Source organism: Novosphingobium sp. 9U (genome assembly GCF_902506425.1).
Lineage (GTDB): Bacteria > Pseudomonadota > Alphaproteobacteria > Sphingomonadales > Sphingomonadaceae > Novosphingobium.
This window is the reverse complement of sequence record NZ_LR732504.1, coordinates 291,056-313,389: the sequence shown is the minus strand read 5'-3', so window position 1 is coordinate 313,389 and position 22,334 is coordinate 291,056. Positions and strand designations below refer to the sequence as shown.

At 66.2% G+C, this 22,334-nt stretch carries 17 protein-coding genes; 12 read left to right on the top strand and 5 right to left on the bottom strand.

Annotated elements, in window-relative coordinates; all coding sequences use genetic code 11:
• Positions 1-50 precede the first annotated feature (50 nt).
• Complete coding sequence (locus tag GV044_RS18215; RefSeq protein ID WP_159873486.1) at positions 51-437, bottom strand: hypothetical protein; 387 nt, start codon at positions 435-437, stop codon at positions 51-53.
• Between the two features lie 229 nt (positions 438-666).
• Here GV044_RS18215 and lptB point away from each other — a divergent pair, with 229 nt between their 5' ends.
• From lptB to ligD, 5 genes are all read left to right on the top strand, one after another.
• Complete coding sequence (gene lptB / locus GV044_RS18210; RefSeq protein WP_159873484.1) at positions 667-1,458, top strand: LPS export ABC transporter ATP-binding protein; 792 nt, start codon at positions 667-669, stop codon at positions 1,456-1,458.
• 56 nt (positions 1,459-1,514) lie between these two features.
• Positions 1,515-3,011, top strand: coding sequence for an RNA polymerase factor sigma-54 (rpoN, locus tag GV044_RS18205; RefSeq protein ID WP_159873482.1), 1,497 nt, complete (start codon positions 1,515-1,517; stop codon positions 3,009-3,011).
• Between the two features lie 159 nt (positions 3,012-3,170).
• Positions 3,171-3,848 (top strand): energy transducer TonB, encoded by a 678-nt coding sequence (locus GV044_RS18200; protein WP_159873480.1) that lies wholly within the window; start codon positions 3,171-3,173, stop codon positions 3,846-3,848.
• A gap of 182 nt (positions 3,849-4,030) precedes the next feature.
• On the top strand, positions 4,031-4,984 hold the full coding sequence (locus tag GV044_RS18195) for a Ku protein (RefSeq protein WP_159873478.1): 954 nt from the start codon (positions 4,031-4,033) through the stop codon (positions 4,982-4,984).
• 221 nt (positions 4,985-5,205) lie between these two features.
• A complete protein-coding gene (gene ligD, locus GV044_RS18190) occupies positions 5,206-7,737 on the top strand; it encodes a DNA ligase D (protein WP_159873476.1) in 2,532 nt (843 codons plus the stop codon).
• A gap of 46 nt (positions 7,738-7,783) precedes the next feature.
• On the opposite strand, the gene GV044_RS18185 is transcribed toward ligD, so the two are convergent.
• The gene (locus GV044_RS18185) at positions 7,784-8,539 is read right to left on the bottom strand and encodes a Crp/Fnr family transcriptional regulator (RefSeq protein WP_159873474.1); all 756 of its coding nucleotides are present in this window, start codon (positions 8,537-8,539) and stop codon (positions 7,784-7,786) included.
• A gap of 228 nt (positions 8,540-8,767) precedes the next feature.
• Between GV044_RS18185 and msrB the strand changes: the two genes are divergently transcribed.
• The 3 genes from msrB (at position 8,768) to GV044_RS18170 (ending at position 12,816) form a co-directional block, all read left to right on the top strand.
• The gene (msrB, locus tag GV044_RS18180; protein WP_159873472.1) at positions 8,768-9,187 is read left to right on the top strand and encodes a peptide-methionine (R)-S-oxide reductase MsrB; all 420 of its coding nucleotides are present in this window, start codon (positions 8,768-8,770) and stop codon (positions 9,185-9,187) included.
• A gap of 101 nt (positions 9,188-9,288) precedes the next feature.
• Positions 9,289-11,523 carry a transglycosylase domain-containing protein gene (locus GV044_RS18175; RefSeq protein ID WP_159873470.1) on the top strand — a complete coding sequence of 745 codons (2,235 nt, stop codon included), beginning with the start codon at positions 9,289-9,291 and terminating at the stop codon, positions 11,521-11,523.
• Positions 11,524-11,601: 78 nt separating this feature from the next.
• Positions 11,602-12,816, top strand: coding sequence for a HAMP domain-containing sensor histidine kinase (locus GV044_RS18170; RefSeq protein ID WP_236555082.1), 1,215 nt, complete (start codon positions 11,602-11,604; stop codon positions 12,814-12,816).
• Between the two features lie 159 nt (positions 12,817-12,975).
• Here the strand turns inward: GV044_RS18170 and GV044_RS18165 are convergent, their stop codons facing one another.
• From GV044_RS18165 to hflK, 3 genes are all read right to left on the bottom strand, one after another.
• Complete coding sequence (locus GV044_RS18165) at positions 12,976-14,517, bottom strand: Do family serine endopeptidase (protein ID WP_201299158.1); 1,542 nt, start codon at positions 14,515-14,517, stop codon at positions 12,976-12,978.
• A gap of 182 nt (positions 14,518-14,699) precedes the next feature.
• On the bottom strand, positions 14,700-15,539 hold the full coding sequence (gene hflC / locus GV044_RS18160) for a protease modulator HflC (RefSeq protein ID WP_159873468.1): 840 nt from the start codon (positions 15,537-15,539) through the stop codon (positions 14,700-14,702).
• The gene (gene hflK, locus GV044_RS18155) at positions 15,536-16,786 is read right to left on the bottom strand and encodes a protease modulator HflK (RefSeq protein WP_236555081.1); all 1,251 of its coding nucleotides are present in this window, start codon (positions 16,784-16,786) and stop codon (positions 15,536-15,538) included. The genes hflC and hflK overlap by 4 nt, the downstream gene beginning before the upstream one ends.
• Before the next feature lie 92 nt (positions 16,787-16,878).
• Between hflK and GV044_RS18150 the strand changes: the two genes are divergently transcribed.
• The 4 genes from GV044_RS18150 (at position 16,879) to GV044_RS18135 (ending at position 22,311) form a co-directional block, all read left to right on the top strand.
• Entirely contained in the window at positions 16,879-17,862 is a 984-nt protein-coding gene (locus GV044_RS18150; protein ID WP_159873466.1) for an Mrp/NBP35 family ATP-binding protein, read from the top strand.
• A gap of 32 nt (positions 17,863-17,894) precedes the next feature.
• Complete coding sequence (locus tag GV044_RS18145) at positions 17,895-20,150, top strand: molybdopterin cofactor-binding domain-containing protein (protein WP_159873464.1); 2,256 nt, start codon at positions 17,895-17,897, stop codon at positions 20,148-20,150.
• Complete coding sequence (gene hemH / locus GV044_RS18140; protein ID WP_159873462.1) at positions 20,147-21,160, top strand: ferrochelatase; 1,014 nt, start codon at positions 20,147-20,149, stop codon at positions 21,158-21,160. The genes GV044_RS18145 and hemH overlap by 4 nt, the downstream gene beginning before the upstream one ends.
• 164 nt (positions 21,161-21,324) lie before the next feature.
• A complete protein-coding gene (locus tag GV044_RS18135; RefSeq protein ID WP_159873460.1) occupies positions 21,325-22,311 on the top strand; it encodes a winged helix DNA-binding protein in 987 nt (328 codons plus the stop codon).
• Positions 22,312-22,334: the final 23 nt, after the last annotated feature.

Below are 22,334 nucleotides of genomic sequence, written 5' to 3'. Positions count from 1 at the left end.
AACTAGGGATGCAAGCGGGTCAGGGCAATCGCTTGGCTAAAGTGCGGGCATCAGCGTGCGAAGACAATCGCCAGGCCCTTGAAGACCGCGGTGAGCGCGAAGGGTAGGCCGATCGCCAGCAGCCACAGTGCGAAGCGGTCGCGACGGTAATGCGGCGCGAGCGCGGGATCGTGCGCCTGTTCGTCATCCAGGCGGTTCCAGCGCGCTTCGAAACGGCGGCAGGCAGGGATGATCGCGACGACCAGGATGATGAGCGCGAGGTAGGGCAGCAACGAACCGCCGTGCGCCTTGAGAGCGCCGATGGTCACGAAGATCTGGAGCGCGGTATAGACCAGCAGCGCGTAGGCGATGTGATCGCTCATCCGGCGGCGCCAGTCGACGCGGACATCGGACCGTGCGTGCGGCAAGGCGGCACTGCGCTGCGTGGCTTTGTCCATCCGGCGTCCTCTTCTCGCTCGGCACGATCTTCAGGCTTACTAGATCACCGTCTTGCGATTTGAGCAAGCGGGTTGACGACAAATGCAACCGCATCGGGCCGAGTGCTTGCTATGGGACGAAGACGTCAGCCGCGCTCCTTGCTTCCCATGCACGAATTCTGCCACTCCGGTTCAAGGCCGACAAAAGCCGCCTTGCCTGCCTTCCGAGCACTGCGTAAACCGCACGGCAATGACCGACACTGCCTCCACGACGCGTGACGCGCCGCCCGACGCCATCGATACCGAGGCCTTGGCTCTGCACGGCGGCCTGGAGGTGATCTCGATTGCCAAGAGCTACGACAAGCGGGCGGTGCTGACCGATATCTCGCTATCCGTGGCGAAGGGCGAGGTGCTGGGCCTGCTCGGACCCAACGGTGCCGGCAAGACCACCTGCTTCTATTCGATCATGGGCTTGGTGAAGCCCGATTCGGGCCGCATCCTTATGGATGGCGTCGATGTCACCCGCCTGCCGATGTACCGGCGCGCGATCCTGGGGCTCGGCTACCTGCCGCAGGAAACCTCGATCTTCCGCGGCATGACCGTCGAGCAGAACATCAACGCGGTGCTCGAGCTGGTCGAGCCCGACAAGGCCCTGCGCGCGTCCGAGCTGGAGCGGTTGCTGGAGGAATTCGGGCTTACCCGCTTGCGCTCCAGTCCCGCGATGGCGCTCTCGGGTGGCGAGCGCCGCCGCTGCGAAATCGCGCGCGCTTTGGCGGCCAAGCCGTCGATCATGCTGCTGGACGAGCCGTTCGCCGGCATCGATCCGCTTTCGATTTCCGACATCCGCGACTTGGTGAAGGACCTGAAGACGCGCGGCATCGGCGTTCTCATCACCGATCACAACGTGCGCGAAACGCTCGACATCGTCGACCGGGCCTGCATCATCTATGGCGGCCAGGTGCTCTTCGCGGGCAGCCCCGAAGCGCTGGTCGCCGACGAGAACGTGCGACGGTTGTATCTCGGTGAAGGATTCACCTTGTGAATCCATTGGCAGGGCGAGGGCTTCACGCTGTGAGTCCTGCCACGGGCAGCTAAGCGATGGGGCTGGGGCCACGCCTCGATCTCAGGCAGAGCCAGTCGCTGGTGATGACGCCGCAGCTGCAGCAGGCGATCAAGCTGCTGGCGCTGTCCAATCTCGAGATCGAGACCTTCATCGGCGATGCGCTGGCGGCCAATCCCTTGCTCGACGTCGGTGCCGCGCCGGCAGAGCCTGCGATCGGCGACGCGTCGGAACTGCCGGACCCCCGCGCGACCAGCCTGGAAAGCTCGCGCGTCGACCAGTTGATCGGCGAGGGCCGAGCCGCCGACGACCGCCCGCTCGACATCGATCCTGCCGCGGCCGCGCCCGAGCGTGACACCGGCGACGGCCTCGATACATCCTGGAGCAGCGAGCTGCGGCTCGGCGGCGGCGAGGAGGGGCCCGGCATCGACGAGCGCGGTGCCTTGGGCGAGACGCTGGTCGAGCACCTTGAGGCGCAGATCGGCCTCGTCGCTCCAGATCCGCATGTGGCAGGCATCGCGCGCTATCTGATCGGTTTGCTCGACGATGCCGGCTACCTGCCGGTGCCCTTGCGCGAGGTCTGCGAGGACCTGGCCGTGCCGCTTGCCGATGGGGAAGAGGCGCTTGCCGCCGTGCAGGCGCTAGACCCCACTGGCGTCGGCGCACGCAACTTGTCCGAATGCGTGGCGCTGCAAGCGCGCGAGGCGGACCGCTACGATCCGTGCATGGCGCGGCTGATCGACAACCTCGACCTGGTCGCGCGCGGCGAGTTCGCCCGCCTGCGCAAGATGTGCGGTGTCGACGAGGAAGACTTCGCCGACATGCTGGCCGAGCTGCGCGGCTACGATCCCAAGCCCGGCCTGCGCTATGGCGGCGAGAGCGGCGGCGCAGTGACGCCCGACATCCTGATCGAGCCGGCAAGCGATGGCGGCTGGCGAATCGCGCTCAATGAGGCGACTTTGCCCAAGCTGATCGTCAACCGCAGCTACTACGTGGAGCTGAAAGGCAGCTGCGGCGACAAGGCTTCACGCGGGTGGCTCTCCGAGAAGCTCGCAGATGCGAACTGGCTGATCAAGGCGCTGGACCAACGCCAGAAGACCATCCTTAAGGTCGCGAGCGAACTGGTGAAGCAGCAGGAAGGCTTCTTCCGCAACGGCGTCTCGCACCTGAAGCCTTTGACCCTGAAGACGGTGGCAGAAGCGATCGGCATGCATGAATCCACCGTCAGCCGGGTCACGTCTTCCAAGTATCTGCACTGCGCGCGGGGCACGTTCGAGCTAAAATACTTTTTCACCTCAGGTATTTCGACGGCTGGCGGCGAGGGCGCTTCGGCCGAGGCGGTGAAGTCCGCCATCCGCAAGCTGATCGATGCCGAAGCGCCTAAGGCGATCCTTTCCGACGACGCGCTTGTCGATCTGCTGAAGGCGCAGGGCTACGATCTCGCGCGGCGCACGGTTGCCAAGTACCGCGAGGCAATCGGTCTCGGCAGCTCGGTCCAGCGCCGACGACAGAAGGCGATTGCTGCAGTGCGGTAGGTACTTAGCTAGGTGATGGTAAGCAGGTTTAAGTACATGCTTGTATTGCTTAGTAAAAAGCTGTTTGCCTTTTCTATAATCGTGGTAGCTTCTTACATGATCGAGGCTCCGCTGCGACGAACCGCAGTTGAGAAGCCCCGACATGGAGAGGATGTCCTTATGGCTTACGCTGAAAGGATGCCGAACAGGAACAAGACCCTGGCGGTTGTAACCGTCGCGGGCCTGCACGGCATGGCGCTTTATGGCCTGGTAACGGGACTGGGTGTCGAATACGTCGAGAAGTTCACGACCGTGCTGCAGGGCACCAACATCCCGATCGAGAAGACGCCGCCTCCGCCCCCGGAGGTGACGCCGGTCGAGCAGGCGACGGCAACTGCGCAGACCCCACGTGCACGGTCGCAGCCTCCTCTCGATGCTGCACCCAATCGCTTCGCGACGGATGACTTCATCGTCAACCTGCCGATCAAGCCGATCGATCCACCGACCATCGACCCGCCGGGGCCGAGTGCCACGCCGTTCGTCGACAAGCCGGCCTTTGCGCCCAAGTCGGTGCGCCCGCGCAACGATCCCGTCCAGTGGGTCACTACCAGCGACTACCCGGCCGTGTCCTTGCGTCGCGGCGAGCAGGGCATCGCACGCTTCGAAGTGTCCGTGGGCGGCGATGGCAAGGTCACCGACTGCCGCGTCACCAGCTCCAGCGGCGCTGCCGAACTCGACGCGGCGACCTGCAAGTATGTCGCCAAGCGCGCCCGCTTCGAACCCGCAACGGACGGCAGCGGCGCACGCGTGAGCGGCACCTATTCCGGCTCGATCCACTGGGTCATCCCGCAGGACTGAGCCAACGAGCCAGGGCGATCCGGCCAGCAATAAGCCGGACGCACCTTTCCGGGGCGGCGCCTCCTTTCCGCGCCTCACGAGGCGTCGTCCCGGATACCTTCGATCCTTTGGAAGAACCACTCCCACCCACGGGAACCCTCCTCCGCCTCGCGAGCTATGGACTCCGCGAAAAGGAGCGTGACATGGCGGCACGGGCGTATTGGCAGGGTCAGATCCGGCTGGCGCTGGTCTCGATTCCGGTCGAGATCTATCCCGCCACGAAGTCCGGCGCGGCGATCAGCTTCCGCCAGATTCATGAGCCCTCGGGCAAGCCGATCAATTACGAGAAGGTGGTCCAGGGCATCGGTCCGGTCGACCACGACGAGATCGTCAAGGGCTACGAAGTGTCGAAGGGCAACTTCGTCTTGCTGGAAGACGACGAGATCGAGGCGGTGAAGATCGAGAGCCGCAAGACCCTGGAACTGGTCCAGTTCGTCGATCAGCACGAGATCGACGTGTTCTATTTTGAGAAGCCTTACTACGTCGTTCCGGCCGACGATCTGGCGGACGAGGCGTTCGTCGTATTGCGCGAGGCGTTGCGCAAGACCAAGAAGATCGCGCTCGGGCAGCTGTCGGTGCGTGGGCGTGAGCAGCTCGTGTCCTTGCGGCCCTGCGGCAAGGGCATCGTCATGGAGACGCTGCGCTATGCAGACGAAGTGAAGCGCGCGCAGAGCTACTTCAACGAAATCCCCGAGGACAAACCGAGCGAAGACCTGCTCGACCTGGCGACGACGCTGATCGACAAGAAGAGCGCGCCTTTCGAGCCGGCCGAGTTCCACGATCGCTATATCGACGCGCTGAAAGGCCTGATCGAGAAGAAGACCAAGGCCAAGGGCAAGAAAATCCTCGAGGATGTCGAGGAACCTGCCAGCCGCGGTTCGAACGTGATCGACTTAATGGCGGCGCTCAAGCGCTCGGTGGGCAGCGGCGCTGCTGCGAGCGAGAAGCCGGCGGCGAAGAAGGCAGCGCCCAAGAAGGCAGCCGCAAAGAAGGAGGAGGCGCCGGCAAAGGCACCTGCCAAGAAGGCGCCCGCGAAGAAGGCGCCGACCAAGAAAACCACCGATGCCCCCGCTCCGCGCGCGCGTAAACGCGCATGAGCGGCCAGCCGAACCGTCGTCATGCTCATCGTCACCCTGAACTCGTTTCAGGGTCCATCTGTCGAGATAGCCTGACGGGTGGGGGCGCCATCGGCATCGGCGGTTTACTGACACCGAGCACAGGGCGTACGGCACGATGGACCCTGAAACGAGTTCAGGGTGACGAGGTCGTGTGGGCTACCGGCACCGCGCCTTCGTGCAGCCCAGGAGAGGGCTGAGCCATGGCGACGCGCACGAAATCCGATCCCCTCGCGGAATACAACGCCAAGCGTGACTTCAAGAAGACCGCCGAGCCTGCCGGCAAGGCGGCCAAGAGCGACACCGGCAACCTTTTCATCGTCCAGAAGCACGCGGCGACACGGTTGCATTGGGACTTCCGCATCGAAGTCGACGGCGTGATGAAGTCCTGGGCCGTCACCAAGGGCCCGAGCCCCGATCCCGACGACAAGCGCCTGGCGGTGCGCACCGAGGACCACCCGCTCAGCTACGCAGAGTTCGAGGGCACGATTCCGAAAGGCGAGTACGGCGGCGGCACCGTGATGCTCTGGGACAAGGGAACCTGGGCACCGATCGCGGGCAAGAGTGCCAAGGACCTGGAGCAAGGGCACTTGCACTTCACCCTCGATGGCGAGCGGATGAAAGGCGAGTGGATGCTGATCCGCCTGAAGCCGCGTCCTGGCGAAAAGCGCGAGAACTGGCTGCTGCGAAAGGTGAAGGACCAGTTCGCGCAGGAAGGCGACCAGCTGGTCGAACACGCGTTGACCAGCGTGCTCACCGGCCGCTCGCTAGCCGAGATCGAGGCCGACAAGCAGGGCGAGTTCGCGCTTGCCGGCAAGAAAGGCAAGGCCTTCACCGCGCAGATGGAGGCCGCGGCCGAGCACAACGCGGCCGAGTCCAAGCCTGCCAGGCCGAAGCGCAAGGGCGCAGGCAAGCCGCCGGCTTTTCGCGCTCCGCAACTTGCGACGCTGGTCGATGCCGTACCCGCCGGCAACCAGTGGATGCACGAAATCAAGTTCGATGGTTACCGAGCGCTGGTCGCGGCGGCTGGTGAGAAAGTGGTCGTCTACACCCGAAACGGCCACGACTGGAGCGACAAGTTCGCACCGCTGGTGCGCGCGCTGGCCGCGCTCGACTTGCCGCCATGCCTGATCGACGGCGAGATCGTCGCCTATGGCAAGGACGGCAATCCGGATTTCTCCTCATTGCAGGCGGTGCTCAAGCGCGGTCATGGCTCGCAGACCGACAAGGACCTGCTGGAGATGTTCGCCTTCGACTTGCTGGAGCTGAATGGCGAAGACTTGACCAGCCTGCCCAACATCGAGCGCAAAGAGCGGCTGGAAGCGCTGCTGGCGCAGGCGCAGCCGCCGATCCATGTCGCCGACCATGTCATCGGCGCGGGTGAGAAGCTGTTCGGTGCGATGTGTGCGGCGGGCCAGGAAGGGATCATCGCCAAAAAGATCGACGCCCCATACCTCGGAAAGCGCTCGCAGAGCTGGGTCAAGGTCAAGTGCATCAGCCGGCAGGAATTCGTGGTGGTCGGCTGGACCAAGTCGAGCACCAAGCTACGGCCGTTCGCCTCCCTGCTGCTGGCCCAGAACGAAGGCGGCGAGCTGGTCTACAAAGGCAAGGTCGGCACCGGCTTCGATGGTGATACTCTCGCCGACCTCTGGAGCAAGCTTGAGCCGATTGGTCTCGACAAGGCGCCGCTGGAGGTGCCGCGCGTCGAGGCGCGCGGAGCCAAGTGGGTCAGACCCGAACTCGTCGCAGAGATCGCCTTTGCCGAATTCACCGGCGAAGGACGGGTGCGGCACGCCAGCTTCCTGGGTCTGCGTGGCGACAAGCCGGCAGAACAGGTGGCGCCCGAAACGCCGGCAAAGGCTCCCGCCGCCGCGCCCACTGTTGCAATCAGCAATCCCGATCGGGTGATCTTCCCCGAGAGCGGCCAGACCAAGGGCGAACTCGCCGCATATTACACGCAAGTCGCACCGATCATGTTGCCCTTCGCTGGCAACCGCCCGATCAGCCTGGTGCGCTGTCCGCAAGGCCGGGCGAAGAAGTGCTTCTTCCAGAAGCACGACAGTGGGACGTTCGGCGAGCACGTCCACCATGTGCCCGTCCGCGAAAAGGACGGCGGCAGCGAGGACTATCTCTACGTCGAGAGCGCCGACGGGCTGCTGCAGTGCGTGCAGATGGGAACGATCGAATTCCACGGCTGGGGCGCGCGGGCGAACGCGGTCGAACGGCCTGACCGCCTGATCATCGACCTCGACCCCGACGAAGGCCTCGACTTCGGCGATGTGAAAAGCGCGGCCAAGGACATCCGCGATCGTCTCGCCGACCTAGGCCTGACGACTTATGCCATGTTGTCGGGTGGCAAGGGCGTGCACGTGATCGCCCCGCTCACTCCAGACCACGATTGGGACACGCACAAGGACTTTGCCCGGCGCTTTGCCGAGGCGCTGGCGATGGCCGAGCCGGATCGCTTCGTCGCAACGATGAGCAAGGCCAAGCGCAAGGGCAAGATCTTCATCGACTGGTTGCGCAACCAGCGCGGCGCGACGGCGGTGGTGCCCTACTCCGCCCGGGCGCGGGCCGGCGCGCCTGTCGCCGTGCCGATCGCCTGGGACGAACTCGACGGCTTTGATCGTGCCAACGGCTTCACCATTGCCGATAGCGCTAAGCTGCTGCAGCGAGCGCAGGGCAAGCCGCTGAAAGGCTGGGGTTTCGCAGAGCAGGCGCTGCCGGAGTTGTAAGAACTTTGGTCAGGTCCTCCCCTTGCACGGTAGGGTCTCAACCGGTCTAAGGCTCCCGCAAATCCTCGCTGAGAAACAGCGAGCCATGCCCATAGAGATAGTCCGGCTTGAAATGCGAGAAGCGCTCCAGCGCCGGACGGTCGGGCATGGTGACGCGGCCGCGGTTGATCTCCAGCAATCCGCGCTGGCGCACGGCCTTAATCACCCGGTTGATGTGCACCGCGGTCGTGCCGCAGGCATTCGCGAGGTGCGTCTGCAGCAGCGGCATGTTGAACCCATGCGCGTCGGCCAGCCCGACGAAGTTCAGCCGATGCCACAACTCGCACATGATGTGGCCCAGCCGCTCCTCGGCCTTCAACTGTTCGAGCTTGAGGATCCACTCGCGATGGATCGCGGCATCCAGCAGCGTGGAGAACCACAGCACCCGCGTCAGGTGCGGCTCGTCTCGGACGATCTGCGCGAGTTTCTCGTGCGCCACGCTGCCCAGCAGCGCGGGGCCGATCGTCACGACATCGTGATCGAGCCGCTTCAGCGCAAAGGCATGCAGATCGACAAAATCGCCGGGCACTTGCACGCTGACGATATTGCGCGTGCCGCCATCATCGATGACCCGGGCAATGAAGCCGTCAAGCAGGAGCGTGCTGTGCGTGGCCGGCACGGCCCGGCGCTGCACCAGATAACCATCGGGGACGCGCTCCCCGTCGTCGATCACGGAGTCGAGCAGCGCGGCCTCTTGATCACTCAGCGCGTGGCGAAGGCGTCCCTTGAGGAAAAGACGTGCTTTGCCCAAGGGATCGTTCACTAAAGCACTCCAACTCTCAACATTTGTTAAGCCATACGGGCGCGGAGCGCTGCAAGGCAAGGTCGCTTCTGCGATTCAAACGCAACAAGGATTAATTGGTTCACATAAGTGCAAGGTTCGTTGCGCGAGCGTTTCCAGGACGGACGAGTGCCGTAGCGCATGAACGGGTCCTCACGCTGGAAATGGCGGTGAACGATCGCCATCTTGGCATCCAAGGAGATCACACGCATGACCGACAAAGTCGAACTGACCGAAGCCGAGTGGCGCGAGAAGCTGAGCCCGGAGCAGTATCAGGTGCTTCGCCAGGCCGGCACCGAACGCGCCTTCACCGGCAAGTACGAGAAGAACAAGCAGGACGGGCTCTATACCTGCGCCGGCTGCGGTTCGCCTCTGTTCTCGTCCAACACCAAGTACAATTCTGGGTCGGGCTGGCCGAGCTACACCGCACCCGTCGAGGGCGGCGCCGTGGACGAGCATCGCGATGCCAGCCATGGCATGGTCCGCACTGAAGTGCGCTGCGCCACGTGCGAGGGCCATCTCGGCCACGTGTTCCCTGACGGTCCCGGACCCACGGGCTTGCGCTATTGCATCAACTCGGCGGCGCTGGATTTCGAGCCCAAGGATGGAGCGCAGGGTACCCAGGCCTGAGCTTGCGCACTTAGCGCCGTTAAGCGCGGGTTACAAAAGCTTGCGCCACGGTGTAGGCGTCGCAGGCTGTTGATCGCTCGTTACGGGGGTTCGTACCAGGAATGCCGAAAGATACCGGCCGGCGCCGCGAAGGTCCGGGCCGCCGTTCCGTCGAGCCGGTGCCTGGGCCGGCGCGCAGACCCTTGTGGCGGCGCATCGTGCGCGGCGTTCTGATCTGGGGAACGGCGCTCGCGCTGCTGGCTGCGATCTTCCTGGGCACCGCGGTGTTCATGACCGCGCGCGAGCTGCCCTCGTTCTCCTCGCTGCAAAGCAGCCAGAATGGGCAGATGATCGTCGTGCGCGCGCGCGATGGGACCGAGCTGGTCTCGATCGGGCCTAGCTACGGCCAGTGGCTGCCCTACGAGCGTATCCCCAACGTGATGAAGGACGCGATCGTCTCAGTCGAGGATCGGCGTTTCCGCGAGCATCCCGGTGTCGATCCGCTGGGTATCGCGCGTTCGGTCATGGTCCGTGTGGAGAAGGGCCGCTGGCGGCAGGGCGGGTCGACGATTACCCAGCAGCTCGCGCGCACCATCTTTTTGAACAACAGCCGCACCTTCGGCCGCAAGATCCGCGAAGGCGTGCTCGCGCTGGCGATCGAGCGCAAGTTCAGCAAGGACGAGGTGCTCGAGCTATACCTCAACAAGGTCTACTTCGGCGGCGGCGCTTATGGCATCGACGCCGCCAGCCGCAAGTTCTTCGGCCATCCGGCGACCGAGCTGTCGACTGCCGAAGCCGCGATCATCGCTGGCTTGGTCAAGGCACCATCCAACTACTCGCCGACCGCCGACGTCGATGCCGCCAAGAACCGCGGCAAGGTCGTGCTGAGCCAGATGGCGAAGGCCGGCGTGATCTCGTACGCCGATGCCGACAGCATCGATCTCGATGCGGTGAAGATCGCCAAGGAGAAGGGCCAGAACTCGGTCCGCTACTTCACTGACTGGGCGCTGCCGCAGCTCGACGTGCTGCTGCCCGATACCGATGAGCCGATCGAAGTCTGGACCACGCTCGACACCGGCATGCAGCGCGCCGCGACGCAGGCGATCGACGGCAACGTGCCCAAGGGGGCGCAAGGCGCGCTGGTCAGCCTCGACGGCGACGGCGCCGTGCGGGCGATGGTCGGCGGCACCGACTATGTGAACTCGAACTACAACCGTGCGACCCAGGCGATGCGCCAGCCGGGTTCGGCGTGGAAGCTGTTCGTCTACCTCGCTGCGTTGGAGGCGGGCTACACGCCCGACGATCGCGTGGTGGACGAGCCGGTGACGATCCAGGGTTGGAGCCCGCACAACTCGGGCCGCACCTTTGCGGGCGAGATCGACGTGCGGACCGCCTTTGCGTACTCGAAGAACACGGTCGCGGCCTCGCTCGGCAACGAAGTCGGGTTCGGCACGGTGGCTTCGATGGCGCGGCGCTTCGGCATCACCACGCCGGTCGCGACCAACCCCTCGATGGTGCTGGGCACGTCCGAAGTGCGGGTGATCGACATGACCCGCGCGTTCGCGGCCATTTCGGCCGGCGGCACCGCGATCGAGCCTTACGGTATCGTCAAGGTGACCACGACCAAGGGCGAGCTGCTCTACCAGCACAAGGTCCAGGCAGGGCAAGTGCTGGTGCCGCCGCATGTTGCCGCAGGCATCACCGACCTGCTGCAGTCCGCCGTCGCCACGGGCACCGGCCGAGCGGCTCAGATCGGGCGGCCGGTAGCAGGGAAGACCGGCACCACCAGCTCCAACAAGGATGGCTGGTTCCTGGGCTTCTCTAGCGGGATCACTACCGGCGTGTGGATGGGCCGCGACGATGCCCGGCCTGTGCCGGGCCTGCAGGGCGGCCATGCGCCGGCGTCGGCCTTCGCGGCGTTCATGCGCACGGCGGTGAAGGGCCGACCGGTCAAGCCGTTCGATACCGAGCTCAAGCTCCCCGAATGGCAGCTGGAACCCGACGACGAGCAGATGAGCGGCAGCCCGGAGGACTACTATTACACCGACGATAACGGCAACCTGATCCAACCGGGCGGCGCCGGGCGGCGTCGTCCCGATGAGGGGCCATCGCGCTACGAGGATGGTTCGGTGGGCCCTGGCACTCCCCCAGGCGGCGATCCGGAACAGGGCGGTGCACCTGCCGCAGCTGGTGATGACTTCCTGGAGCAGGCGACGGGACGCCAGCGCCAGGATGACCCGGCGCTACGTCGGGCGCCGCCGCCGCCAGGAGGTTATCGTCCTGGGTCGAATCCTCAGCAGCCGGTGCGGATCGTGCCGCAACCGCGGCCGACGACGTCCCCTGCGTACGGGCAGTAACGCTGCGGGGCTGCGTCTCCGCTGCCCGTGCATAGATGGACCTTGCTCGGGACCCGTCGGCCCCACTAATGACTTCGTATGGACATCAAAGCTCAGCGCGCCATGGCGCAGCCTCATGCTGTTGAGGTCGTCGGCCGGATAGAAGCCGTCCCGACGATCCTCGACACCGTGTGCAGGGTGACCGGGATGGGCTTTGCTGCCGTGGCGCGCGTCACCGAAACGGAATGGGTCGCCTGCGCCGTTCGCGACGATATCGACTTCGGCTTGAAGCCGGGCGGGGACCTGAAGCTCGATACGACGATCTGCAACGACATACGCCAGTCACGCCAGTCAGTCATTATAAGCGATACCCAGGCGGACCCGGTGTACCGCGATCACCACACGCCGCGTATATACGGCTTCAGAAGCTACATCTCCGTGCCGATCATCGTTGGCGATGGGAGCATGTGGGGAACGCTGTGCGCGATCGATCCTCAGCCGCGGGATCTGGATCGCCCTGAAATTCGCAACATCTTCCAGATGTTCGCCGAGCTGATCGGCTTTCACCTGAACATGGCCAATCGGCTGGACCTGTCGGAAGCCGATCTCGATGCCGAGCGTACGTCCGGTATCCAGCGTGAGCAGTTCATGGCGATGCTCGGCCATGACCTGCGCAATCCGCTGGCCTCCGTGCAGGCGGGCGTCGCCATGCTTCGCAGCAAGCCGGATGAGGAGCGCACGGCGCTGATCCTGGACCGGATGCAGGGCAGTGTCGATCGCATGGCATTGCTGATCGACGACATCCTCGATTTCTCACGCGGCCGGCTGGGTGACGGCATTGCGCTGGATTTCGTCGCTTGCGACGTCGGGGCACTGGTCGTCCAAGTCGTCGATGAGTTGGCCGCGCATCACCCGGCCCGCGAGCTCGTCATCGATTGCGACACTGAAGCTTCTGTGTTCTGCGATCCCAAGCGCGTCAGTCAGCTGATCTCCAACCTCGTAGGCAATGCCCTGACGCATGGCTCGCCCGACGAACCGGTTACCGTGCGCTGCCGCACGGATCACGGCGTGCTGGAGATCTCCGTGACCAATGCGGGTGATGAAATCTCTCCGGGCGCGCAGGCGAGGCTGTTCCAACCGTTTGAGCGCGGAGGGCAGAGCGATGCGCGCCATGGCTTGGGCCTGGGCTTGTTCATCGCAGCGACCATCGCCAAGGCGCACAATGGGGAGCTGAACGTCACGTCGAGCCCGGAGGAGACCTGCTTCACGTTCGCCATGCCAAGGCGCCTGCTGGACGCGCCGCGGCCGGCTTGAACGCCTGGGGCATGATCATCTTCGGCTGAGTCTCCCCTCCAAAGCGGGGAGGGGTGCGAGGTGGAGGAGCGATGCTGCCAGGCGGCGCGTCCACGCCGGCGTAAGTACACCCAGCTCCCAACCTCCTCCCTTAACGGAGGAGGTTGGGAGCTGGCGCAATCAGCGGATGCGGATCGGCAGGTAGGCGGCGGGCTGACCGCGGCGCTGAACGCGAAGGAGCACGGCGTCGCGGTTGGTGCTCTTGGCAGTGCGTGCGGCGGCGTCGAGGTCCTGCGGGCCGGTCACGTCCTGGTAGTTGACCGAGAGGATGATGTCGCCGCGGCGCAGGCCCTTCTGGCCGGCGTCGGAGCTGGGGTCGACGGCCGTCACCACCACGCCGCGGGTGCCATCGGCCGCGCCGAGCTGGCGGGCGATCTGCGCCGTCAGCGGGATCGACGCGAAGCCGAGCGACTGGTTGCTCAGCGCCGGATTGGGATCCTGCTGCGGCTGCGTCAGGTCGTCCTGATCCTGGCCCTGGCCCTGATCGGCGCCGAAGTCTTCCTGTGCCAGCTGCTCCTGCGTCGGACGCTTGCCCACCGTGGCGTTCAGCGTCAGGCGCTTGCCGTTGCGGATCACCTCGACCGGGATGCGCGTGCCGGGACGCTCGTTGGCGACGATGAAGCTCAGCGTCTGCTCGCGCGTCACTTCCTTGCCGTCGATGCGGACCACCACGTCGCCGGCCTGCAGGCCAGCGGCGGCCGCGGCGCCTCCGGGGGTCACGGCCTGGACGAATTCGCCGCGATTGCGGGCGATGCCGAGCGAGGCCGCAAGGTCCTCGGTAACCGGCTGGATCTGGATGCCCAGGTACCCGCGCTCGATCGCCTGGCCCTTGATCAGCTTCTGCACGATGGGTGCGGCTGTCTCCGCCGGGATCGCGAAGCCGATGCCGACGCTGCCGCCGGTGGGCGAGAAGATCGCGTTGTTGATGCCCACGACCGTGCCGTTCATGTCGAACAGCGGACCGCCCGAGTTGCCGCGGTTGATCGAGGCATCGGTCTGGATGTAGCGATCGTACGCGCCACCGCCGGTGTTGCGGTACACGGCCGAGATGATGCCAGCGGTCACGGTGCCGCCCAGCGCGAACGGGTTGCCGATGGCGATCACCCAGTCACCCACGCGCGACTTGCTGGAATCGCCGAACTTCACGAAAGGCAGCGACTTCGACGCACTGATCTTCAGCACGGCGAGGTCGGATTCGGGATCCTTGCCCACCAGCTTGGCGGGGTAGTCGGTGCCGTCCGGCATGGTGACGGTTATCGATTCGACCTGCGATCCCTTACCGTCGGCGGTGATGACGTGGTTGTTGGTGACGATGTAGCCATCGGCCGAGATGATGAAGCCGGAGCCGAGCGACTGCGCCTCGCGCGTCTGGTTGCCGCCGCCGCCCTGGCCGCCGAACAGGCCTTCGAAGGGCGTGCCGGCGAACGGGTTCTGCTGCGACTGCACCTGCACGCGCTGCCGGGTCGAGATGTTGACCACGGCAGGGGCGAGCTGCGCGGTCAGATCGGCGAAGCTGCCCGGTGCGCCAGCCCTGGGCACGACGTTGGTCATCTGGCTGGCTTCGTTCTGGGCGACTTGCGCGCCGGCGGGCAGGCCGGTGACGAGCGTGGCGGTCGCGCCGCCGACCAGCAGGGCGGTGGTCAATCCATAAGCATAGCGCACGGGCTTCACGTCCTTTGTTTCCTCCAATGCGGTGGCCCCCACATCCAGGAGACCCCCCGTCCTATCCGGCTCGCCGCCGAGCACCCTCGAGAATTCAGGCGTTGGCGGCTTAACCGGTATTGAATGGCCGGCGTTCCCACAGGCGACGGCAACAACGGGAATAAACGCGTTGAAGCCGGGCTTCAGCGGCCCTTGAACTCCTTCAAGTAGGAGTTGTCAGGCGACAGAACGATGGTCGTACCGGCCTCGCCTTCGGCAAAAGCATAGTCGTAGCTCTGCATTGCGCGATAGAAGTCGTAGAACTGCGGGTCCTTACCGAAGCTGTCCGCGTAGGTCTTGGCAGCCTGCGCCTCGGCATCGGCGCGGGTGATCTGCGCCTGCTTCTGGCCCTGGGCGCGGATCGTCGTCGATTCCTGCTCACGTGCGGCCTGCATGCGCGAGAAGGCGCTTTCCAGCGCACCCTCGGGCAAGTCGGCACGCTTGATCCGCACGTCGACGATCTGCGCGCCATATTCACGCGCTTCCTTGTCGAGGCCGGCGCGAATGTTCTCCATCGCCTGGCCGCGTTCGGCCGTCAGCAGCGAGCGGAACGTGCGCTTGCCCAGTTCCTGGCGCAGCACCGAGGTGAGGATCGGCTCAAGCTGCTCCTGCACGCGCTCGGGCGAGCCGGCGGTGCGGACCATCTTCACCGGGTCGATCACGCGGAAGCGGGCATAAGCATCGACGTTCAGCCGCAACTGGTCGGTGGAGAGCACCTGCTGGGGCTGCATGTCGAGCGAGAGCAGCCGCTTGTCGATGCGCATCACGCGCTCAGCAAAGGGGATGCGCAGCGAAAGGCCGGCGCCCGTGCTGCCATACGCGACGTTCGGACGATAGCGGTTGATCACGCGCACCGGTTCGCCGAAGCGCAGCACCACAGCCTGCTCTTCCTCGGGCACCATGATCACGCTGGATAACAGCGCTATAAGCAGCACGATGGCGGCGACGATCGGCGCCTTGTAGTCATGCCAGAGGGTGTTCACGGCGTCGCTCCCCCGCTGGTCGCGCTTGTCGCGGGTGCTCCGGGCGTAGCCGATGGCGAGGGGCTCGGCGAAGTGCGCCGCCGCACTTCGGGCAGCGGAAGGTAAGGTGTCACGCCGTTCGTCTCGACAATGACCTTGTCGTTGTTGCTCAGCACGCGCTCCATCGTCTCGTAGTACATGCGTCGCTTGGTGACCTCGGGCGCGAGCTTGTACTGCTCGTACACCTTGTCGAAGGCGGCGGCGTCACCTTGCGCGCGGGCAAGCAGCTGCTGCGCCCAGGCGCGTGCGTTCGAACGGTCCCGCTCGGCATCCTGCTGTGCCGCGGTGACTTGCTGGAAAGCCCCGATGACCTTCGCGGGCGGATCGGCCTTCTTGACCTCTACGCCTTGCACCACCACGCCAGCCCGATAGAAATCGAGCACGCGCTGCATGCGCTCGCGCACGGCCTGTTCGACTTGTGCGCGGCCTGCGCCCGAAAGGGCCCCGTCCAGCGTCACTTCGGCGATCGCCGAGCGCATCGCCGCCTCGGCCACTTCGCGCACGGTGTCCTCCGGATCGGAGAGGCGGAAGCGGTAGTCCATCAGGTTCTTGATGTTCCAGCGCACCAGATATGAGAGGTCGACCAGGTTCTGGTCGCTGGTGAGCATCAGCTTCTCACCCTCGCCCTCGGGAATGGTGTAGCGCTGGATCGAGGTCACGTCCGCGACTTCGACAGTCTGCAGCGGCCAGGGCAGTGTCACCGACACGCCCGGGCCGATCGTGCGCGCATACTTGCCGAAGGTCATGACGATGCCCTCTTCCTTCGGGCCCACCATGTGCACGCTGGTAACGCCGAGCCAGACCAGCACGACGCCTGCGACGATCAGCGGCAGCCAGCTCTTGCCGTCGGGGCGGACGGGCATGCGCGGCATGCCGCCCGGGCGACCGCCGCCGCCACCATTGCCGGGCTTGCGTGCATCGCGCGACTTGAAGATATCCTCGATGCTGGCCGAGCGGCGCGGGCGTTCGCCCGGCGTGCCGCTGCTGGGCGGCAGCCAGGGATTGCGTGGGCCGCGCTCAGGAGGAGGCGCCGGCTCGGAAGGACCTTCGCCCCTGCCGCCTCCACTTGGGCCGCCGTCTCCTGACGCGCTGCCCTTGCCAGGCTCATCCCCCGGCTCTCCGTCCTTGCCGTCGCCACCGCCCCATGGGCTGCGACGTCCCGACATGGCGAGCGCCCCGCGTGCCAGTGCACCACCGATCCTTTTCATGGCTGTCGTTATAGGAACGGCTTGTCGCTAAAAACAGTGTCCTTCTCGCGCTTTTTCCTTGCTAGGGGTCGCGCGAACCATCCGGAGAGGACATGTCGAGCGACCCCGTCGAAGCGCTGAAGGCGCACCTTCCTGCGCAAGTGCTTGAGCGGATTACCTCGCTGCGGCTGAACGAGGGCCGTGCGATCCTAGTGCTCGATGCATCGGGACTGGATGCAGCGGCTCGAACCGGCCTGGAGGAGCAAGCGCGTGCTGCCCTTGAAGGCACCGCGGGCGTCTCGGAAGTCCACGTCGCGATGACGGCGGAGCGAGGCTCCGCTGCGCCGCGCAAGCCGCGGATCATCGCCGTTGGATCCGGCAAGGGCGGGGTTGGCAAGTCCACCGTCTCGACCAACTTGGCAGTGGCGTTGCAGCGTGCGGGCCACAAGGTCGGTGTGGTCGATGCGGACATATACGGCCCCTCTCAGTCGCGGCTGCTCGGCACCGAAGGGCAGCGCCCGATCGCGCGCGAGAAGCAGCTGATCCCGGTGCAGAGCTGCTGGGGCGTGCCGGTGCTGTCGATGGCGCACCTGGCCGAACCCGGCCAGGCGATCGCCTGGCGTGGACCGATGGCGGGCAATGCCCTGGTGCAGATGCTGGAAGGCGACTGGACCGATGTCGACGTGTTGATCGTCGACTTGCCGCCCGGCACCGGCGACATCCAGCTGACCATGCTGCAACGCTTCAAGCCCGATGGCGCGGTGATCGTCTCGACGCCGCAGGACCTGGCGCTGATCGACGCCACCCGCGCGATCGGGCTGTTCGACAAGGGCGGCGTGCCGGTGATCGGCTTGGTCGAGAACATGGCCGGTTACGCCTGCCCGCACTGTGGCGAGGTTAGCGATCCGTTCGGCCATGGCGGCGCCGAGAACACCGCCATCGAATTCGACTACGCGTTCCTGGGCCGCATCCCCCTCGACATTGTCATCCGCCGCGAGAGCGATGCGGGTACACCGTCGGCCGCGGGCGAGGGGCCGCAGGCAGAAGCGTTCGTGCAGATCGCGCGGCGTTTGGCCGATTGGCTGGAGTCGCAGTGACCCGGCGCGTCTTGGCGGAGCGCCGCTGAGCCATGGCCAGCCGCCGCGGCGTCCTGGTCGGTGGTCTGGCAGGCGGTGCGCTTGTCGTCGGCTACATGGTGCGCCCGCGCCGCTATGCCCTGCCGTTGACGCCCGGCAAGGACGAGGTCGCGTTCGACGCCTGGATCAAGCTTGCCGCCGATGGCGTGGTCACCGTCGCAGTGCCGCAAGTCGAGATGGGGCAGGGCGTCACCACCTTGATCCCGCAAGTCGCGGCGCAGGAACTGGGTGCCGATTGGCGCCAGATCGCAGTGGAGCCCGCGCCGATCAGTCCGCTGTACGCCAACGTGCCGCTTGCCGCGCAGTGGGCGGAGCTGACGATGCCGGCAACGCCCGGCTGGCTCGTCGGCGAGGGCGGCGCCTGGGTCCGCCGCTGGGCGCAGGACCATGCCTTCACCGTCACCGCGGACGGCACGGCGCTCGCCGCCTACGAGGCGCAAGTGCGCAATGTCGCGGCCTCGCTGCGAGCGCTGTTGTGCATGGCCGCCGCCAGCCGCTGGAACGTGGCCTGGCAGGAATGCGGCACCGCAAAGGGGTTCGTCGTGCATGAAGGCAAGCGCCTGCCGTTCGGCCCGCTGGCCAGCCTCGCCGCCCGCTTCGACCCGCCGGGCACGCCCCCGCTGCGCGCCGAGGCACCGGGTGAGAACCCCGACGACTTGCCCGCCGGCTCGCCCCAGACTTTCCCGCGCCTCGACTTGCCCGCGAAAGTCGATGGGAGTCTGGTCTTTGCAGGAGACGTGCGCCTGCCGGGCATGGTCCATGCCTCGATCCGCCACGGGCCGATCGGGGCTGCGCGCCTTGCGGGCTACGACAAGGAGGCGGCGCACGCCGTTCGCGGCCTCATCACGCTGGTTCACAATCCGGAGTGGATCGCCGCCGTCGCTACCAACTGGTGGGCGGCCGATACCGCGCTCTCCCGGATCGATGCAGGCTTCTCCGCCACCGACCGCGCCGACAGCAGCCTGATCGACGAGGCCATGGACAAGGCCATGCAAACGGGCGATGCTACGCGCATCCACAGTCGCGGTGACCCTGACAGCTACTTGTCGGGCCGCCTGCCGCTGCAGCTGCGCTACGAAGTCGCCCCCGCGTTGCACGCCACGATCGAGACGGCCAGCGCCACCGCGCACTTCCATGAGGGTCGGCTGGAGCTTTGGGTGGGAACGCAGGCGCCGCAAGCCGCACGGGCTGCGGCGGCAAGTGCGCTCGGCATCGATCCTCTGCTGGTTACGCTCTATCCCATGCCGCTGGGCGGCAGCTTTGATCGGCGCCTGGAGCACGACCATGTGGTGGAGGCGGCGCTGGTCGCCAAAGAGTGCGGACGCCCGGTGCAGCTCATGTGGTCGCGCAAGCAGGAGCACATTGCCGGCCGCCCACGCACGCCCGTCATCGCGGTGCTGGGCGCCAACGTCGATCCGGCGGGTCGCCTGGGCGGGCTGCGCGCGCGGATCGCCGCGCCGCCCGCGGCCAAGGAGTTCGGCCGCCGGCTGCTCCACGGGGATGCGCCGCTGGAGGCGATCGCCGCCGTGCGGGGCGAGGCTGACGCGATGGTCCTGGCCGGCGCCGTCCCACCCTATGCCATCGAGCACCTGGCGATCGACCACGTGCCCGCCGAGGTGCCTCTGCCAAGCGGACGGATGCGCGGCAACGCCCACGGCTACACTGCCTTCTTCACCGAATCCTTCGTGGATGAACTGGCGCATCGTGCGGGCCGCGAACCGCTGGCGTATCGGATGGCGATGCTGGGCAACGACCCACGCCTGGCCGAATGCCTCCAGCGTGTCGCCGCACTATCGGGGTGGGGCGGCGGCGCCGATAACAGTGGGCAGGGCATCGCCTGCCACGTGATCGGAGAAGGCCGCATCGCCGTGGTTGCCAGTGCCCGGCGCGATGCAGACGGCGTGCGCGTCGACAAGCTGAGCGCGGTTGCCGACATCGGGCGCATCGTCAATGTGGATATCGCGCGCCAGCAGATCGAGGGCGGCCTCGTCTTCGGCCTCGGGCTCGCGCTCGGGTGCAGCACGGCGTACGAAGCCGGACTGCCGGTCACCGGGCGGCTCGGCGCACTGGGCCTGCCGGTGCTGGCGGATTGCCCCTCGGTCGAGGTTGCCTTCGTCAAGAGCGTGGCCGAACCTGCCGATCCGGGTGAACTCGGGGTGGCCGCCGTGGCGCCTGCTGTCGCCAACGCGCTGTTCTCGGCAACCGGGCTGCGCTTGCGGCAGTTACCCCTGCTTTCGGAGGATGTGTGACCCGGCCCCCTGATCACCCGCGCGTTGCCTTCGGCCGCGTCGGCGTGCTGCTCGTCAACCTCGGCACGCCTGAGGATGCGAGCCCCGCTGCCGTGCGCCGCTACCTGGCCGAGTTTCTTAGCGACCGCCGCGTGGTGGAGATCCCGCGGGCCGTGTGGCGGCCGATCCTGCATGGCGTGATTCTGCGCACCCGACCGCGCAAGTCCGCACACGCTTACGCCCAGGTATGGGGCGAGGATGGATCGCCACTCGCTGCCATTACCGCACGCCAGGCGCGCGCCTTGCGCGAAGGGATCGGCGATGGCGTGATCGTCGACTGGGCGATGCGCTATGGCAAGCCAGCGTTCGGCGACCGCTTCGCCGCGCTGCAGGCGCAAGGCTGCGACCGCATCCTGGTGGCGCCGCTCTATCCGCAGTACTCGGCGGCCACCAACGCCTCGGTCATGGATGCTCTGTGCAAGGCGCTGGCGGCGATGCGTTGGCAGCCTGCTGTGCGCACGCTGCCGCCGTACTACGACGATCCCGGCTACATCGACGCGCTGGCTCAAGACCTCGGCGCCCAGATCGACGCGCTGCCGTTCGTGCCCGAGACGCTGCTGCTGTCGTTCCACGGCATGCCCGAGCGGACGCTGCGTCTCGGCGACCCATATTACTGCCACTGCCAGAAGACCGCGCGCCTGCTCTCCTCGGCGCTTGCCGGCCGCTTCCCGAATTTGCGGATCACGACGACGTTCCAATCCCGCTTCGGCCGCGCCAAGTGGCTCGAGCCCGCCACCGACACCGTGATCGAGAGCGAAGCCCGCAGCGGCACGTGCCGCTTGGTCGTGGCCGCGCCAGGCTTCTCGGCCGACTGCCTGGAGACCCTTGAGGAACTGGCTATCCGGGGCCGCGACAGCTTCCTGGCCGCGGGTGGCAGCGAATACGCGACACTGACATGCCTCAACGACGGCAGTGCCGGAATGGCGATGATCGAGCAGCTGATTCGCCGCGAGCTCTCCGGCTGGGCTTGAGCTTTGGCCTGGCTAGGCGACGACCGCCCCGAGCTTTCGTCTGCGCTCTCAGGCACTTGGCGGCAAATCGGCCGGCGAGGAACTCTGTTCGCATCCATTCTTGACATATACTCTGTTTGTTCCGTAATTGTTCGTATGTAGTCCCACTAGGATGAGAACACGCGATGAACAAAGCTGATCATTCGCTCGCCCAGGATTGGACCTACGGCGCCACCGGTGACGAGGTGAGCGGGCTGGCGCCGACGCTGTCGATCTATGCCGACCGATCGCGAATCCGCGGGATGCTGAGCGAGGATGCGGCCGCTGCCGGGTTGCGGGTCAGCGTCGTTGGCGATCTTGCCGCGCTTGTGACGGGTGAGGCGCGCCCGCTTGGCGACGTGGTTATGGTAGACTGCCCGGTCGCGGACGGCGGCACGCTCGCGGCGCTCAGCCGGCTGGACGTGCGCGCCGCCCGAACGGGCACGCGGCTGATCGTCTCGACCGTGGTGGACGCGTTGGAAGACGTGTTCGGCTGCCTGGACCAGAGTGGCGCGCAGATCCTGGTCGACCCCGATCGCGCAGATCGGGTGATCGCGCTCGGCCATGTTCTCGCGCAGTTCCCCTCCGCGCGCCTGCGTGAGTTGTCGGAGGATGAGCGCCATCTCCTCATGCGTCTGACGGAGCAGGTCGGCCAGATCGCCGGCCGGATCGAGCGCCTTGCGCCGTCCGAGCAGGCGGCCGCGCAAGGGCTTGCGGCCGCTCCCGGGACGACCGGCCGCGCAACCGATTCAGACGACGCTCGCGTCACCCGAGCACTGCGTCCGCCGCTGCCCGATCCGCGGCTGGTGCGCAGGATCATTCGCCATCGCCAGCTTCGCGCGCGCCACTTCGATAGCCAGCTCTTCGCCGATCCTGCCTGGGACATGCTGCTCGATCTCACGGCGGCGCGCGCCGAGCACCGCCGCGTGTCGGTGACCTCGCTGTGCATCGCCTCGGGCGTTCCGCCGACCACAGCGCTGCGTTGGATCGGACAGATGGTGGAGCAAGGCCTGTTCGTGCGCGTCGGCGACCAGACCGACCGTCGCCGCGCCTTCATCGAACTGAGCGACCGCTGCGCCGACGCCATGGCCCGCTACTTCGCGGAGATCGGGCCCGGCACTGCTGTGGTTTGAAGCGACTTTCGCAACCTGGGGTC

Bases quoted from the DNA above. Each gene is read 5' to 3' on its own strand.
- GV044_RS18215 (WP_159873486.1), bottom strand. From the start codon at position 437: ATGGACAAAGCCACGCAGCGCAGTGCCGCCTTGCCGCACGCACGGTCC.
- lptB (WP_159873484.1), top strand. From the start codon at position 667: ATGACCGACACTGCCTCCACGACGCGTGACGCGCCGCCCGACGCCATC.
- rpoN (WP_159873482.1), top strand. From the start codon at position 1,515: ATGGGGCTGGGGCCACGCCTCGATCTCAGGCAGAGCCAGTCGCTGGTG.
- GV044_RS18200 (WP_159873480.1), top strand. From the start codon at position 3,171: ATGGCTTACGCTGAAAGGATGCCGAACAGGAACAAGACCCTGGCGGTT.
- GV044_RS18195 (WP_159873478.1), top strand. From the start codon at position 4,031: ATGGCGGCACGGGCGTATTGGCAGGGTCAGATCCGGCTGGCGCTGGTC.
- ligD (WP_159873476.1), top strand. From the start codon at position 5,206: ATGGCGACGCGCACGAAATCCGATCCCCTCGCGGAATACAACGCCAAG.
- msrB (WP_159873472.1), top strand. From the start codon at position 8,768: ATGACCGACAAAGTCGAACTGACCGAAGCCGAGTGGCGCGAGAAGCTG.
- GV044_RS18175 (WP_159873470.1), top strand. From the start codon at position 9,289: ATGCCGAAAGATACCGGCCGGCGCCGCGAAGGTCCGGGCCGCCGTTCC.
- GV044_RS18170 (WP_236555082.1), top strand. From the start codon at position 11,602: ATGGACATCAAAGCTCAGCGCGCCATGGCGCAGCCTCATGCTGTTGAG.
- hflK (WP_236555081.1), bottom strand. From the start codon at position 16,786: ATGAAAAGGATCGGTGGTGCACTGGCACGCGGGGCGCTCGCCATGTCG.
- GV044_RS18150 (WP_159873466.1), top strand. From the start codon at position 16,879: ATGTCGAGCGACCCCGTCGAAGCGCTGAAGGCGCACCTTCCTGCGCAA.
- GV044_RS18145 (WP_159873464.1), top strand. From the start codon at position 17,895: ATGGCCAGCCGCCGCGGCGTCCTGGTCGGTGGTCTGGCAGGCGGTGCG.
- GV044_RS18135 (WP_159873460.1), top strand. From the start codon at position 21,325: ATGAACAAAGCTGATCATTCGCTCGCCCAGGATTGGACCTACGGCGCC.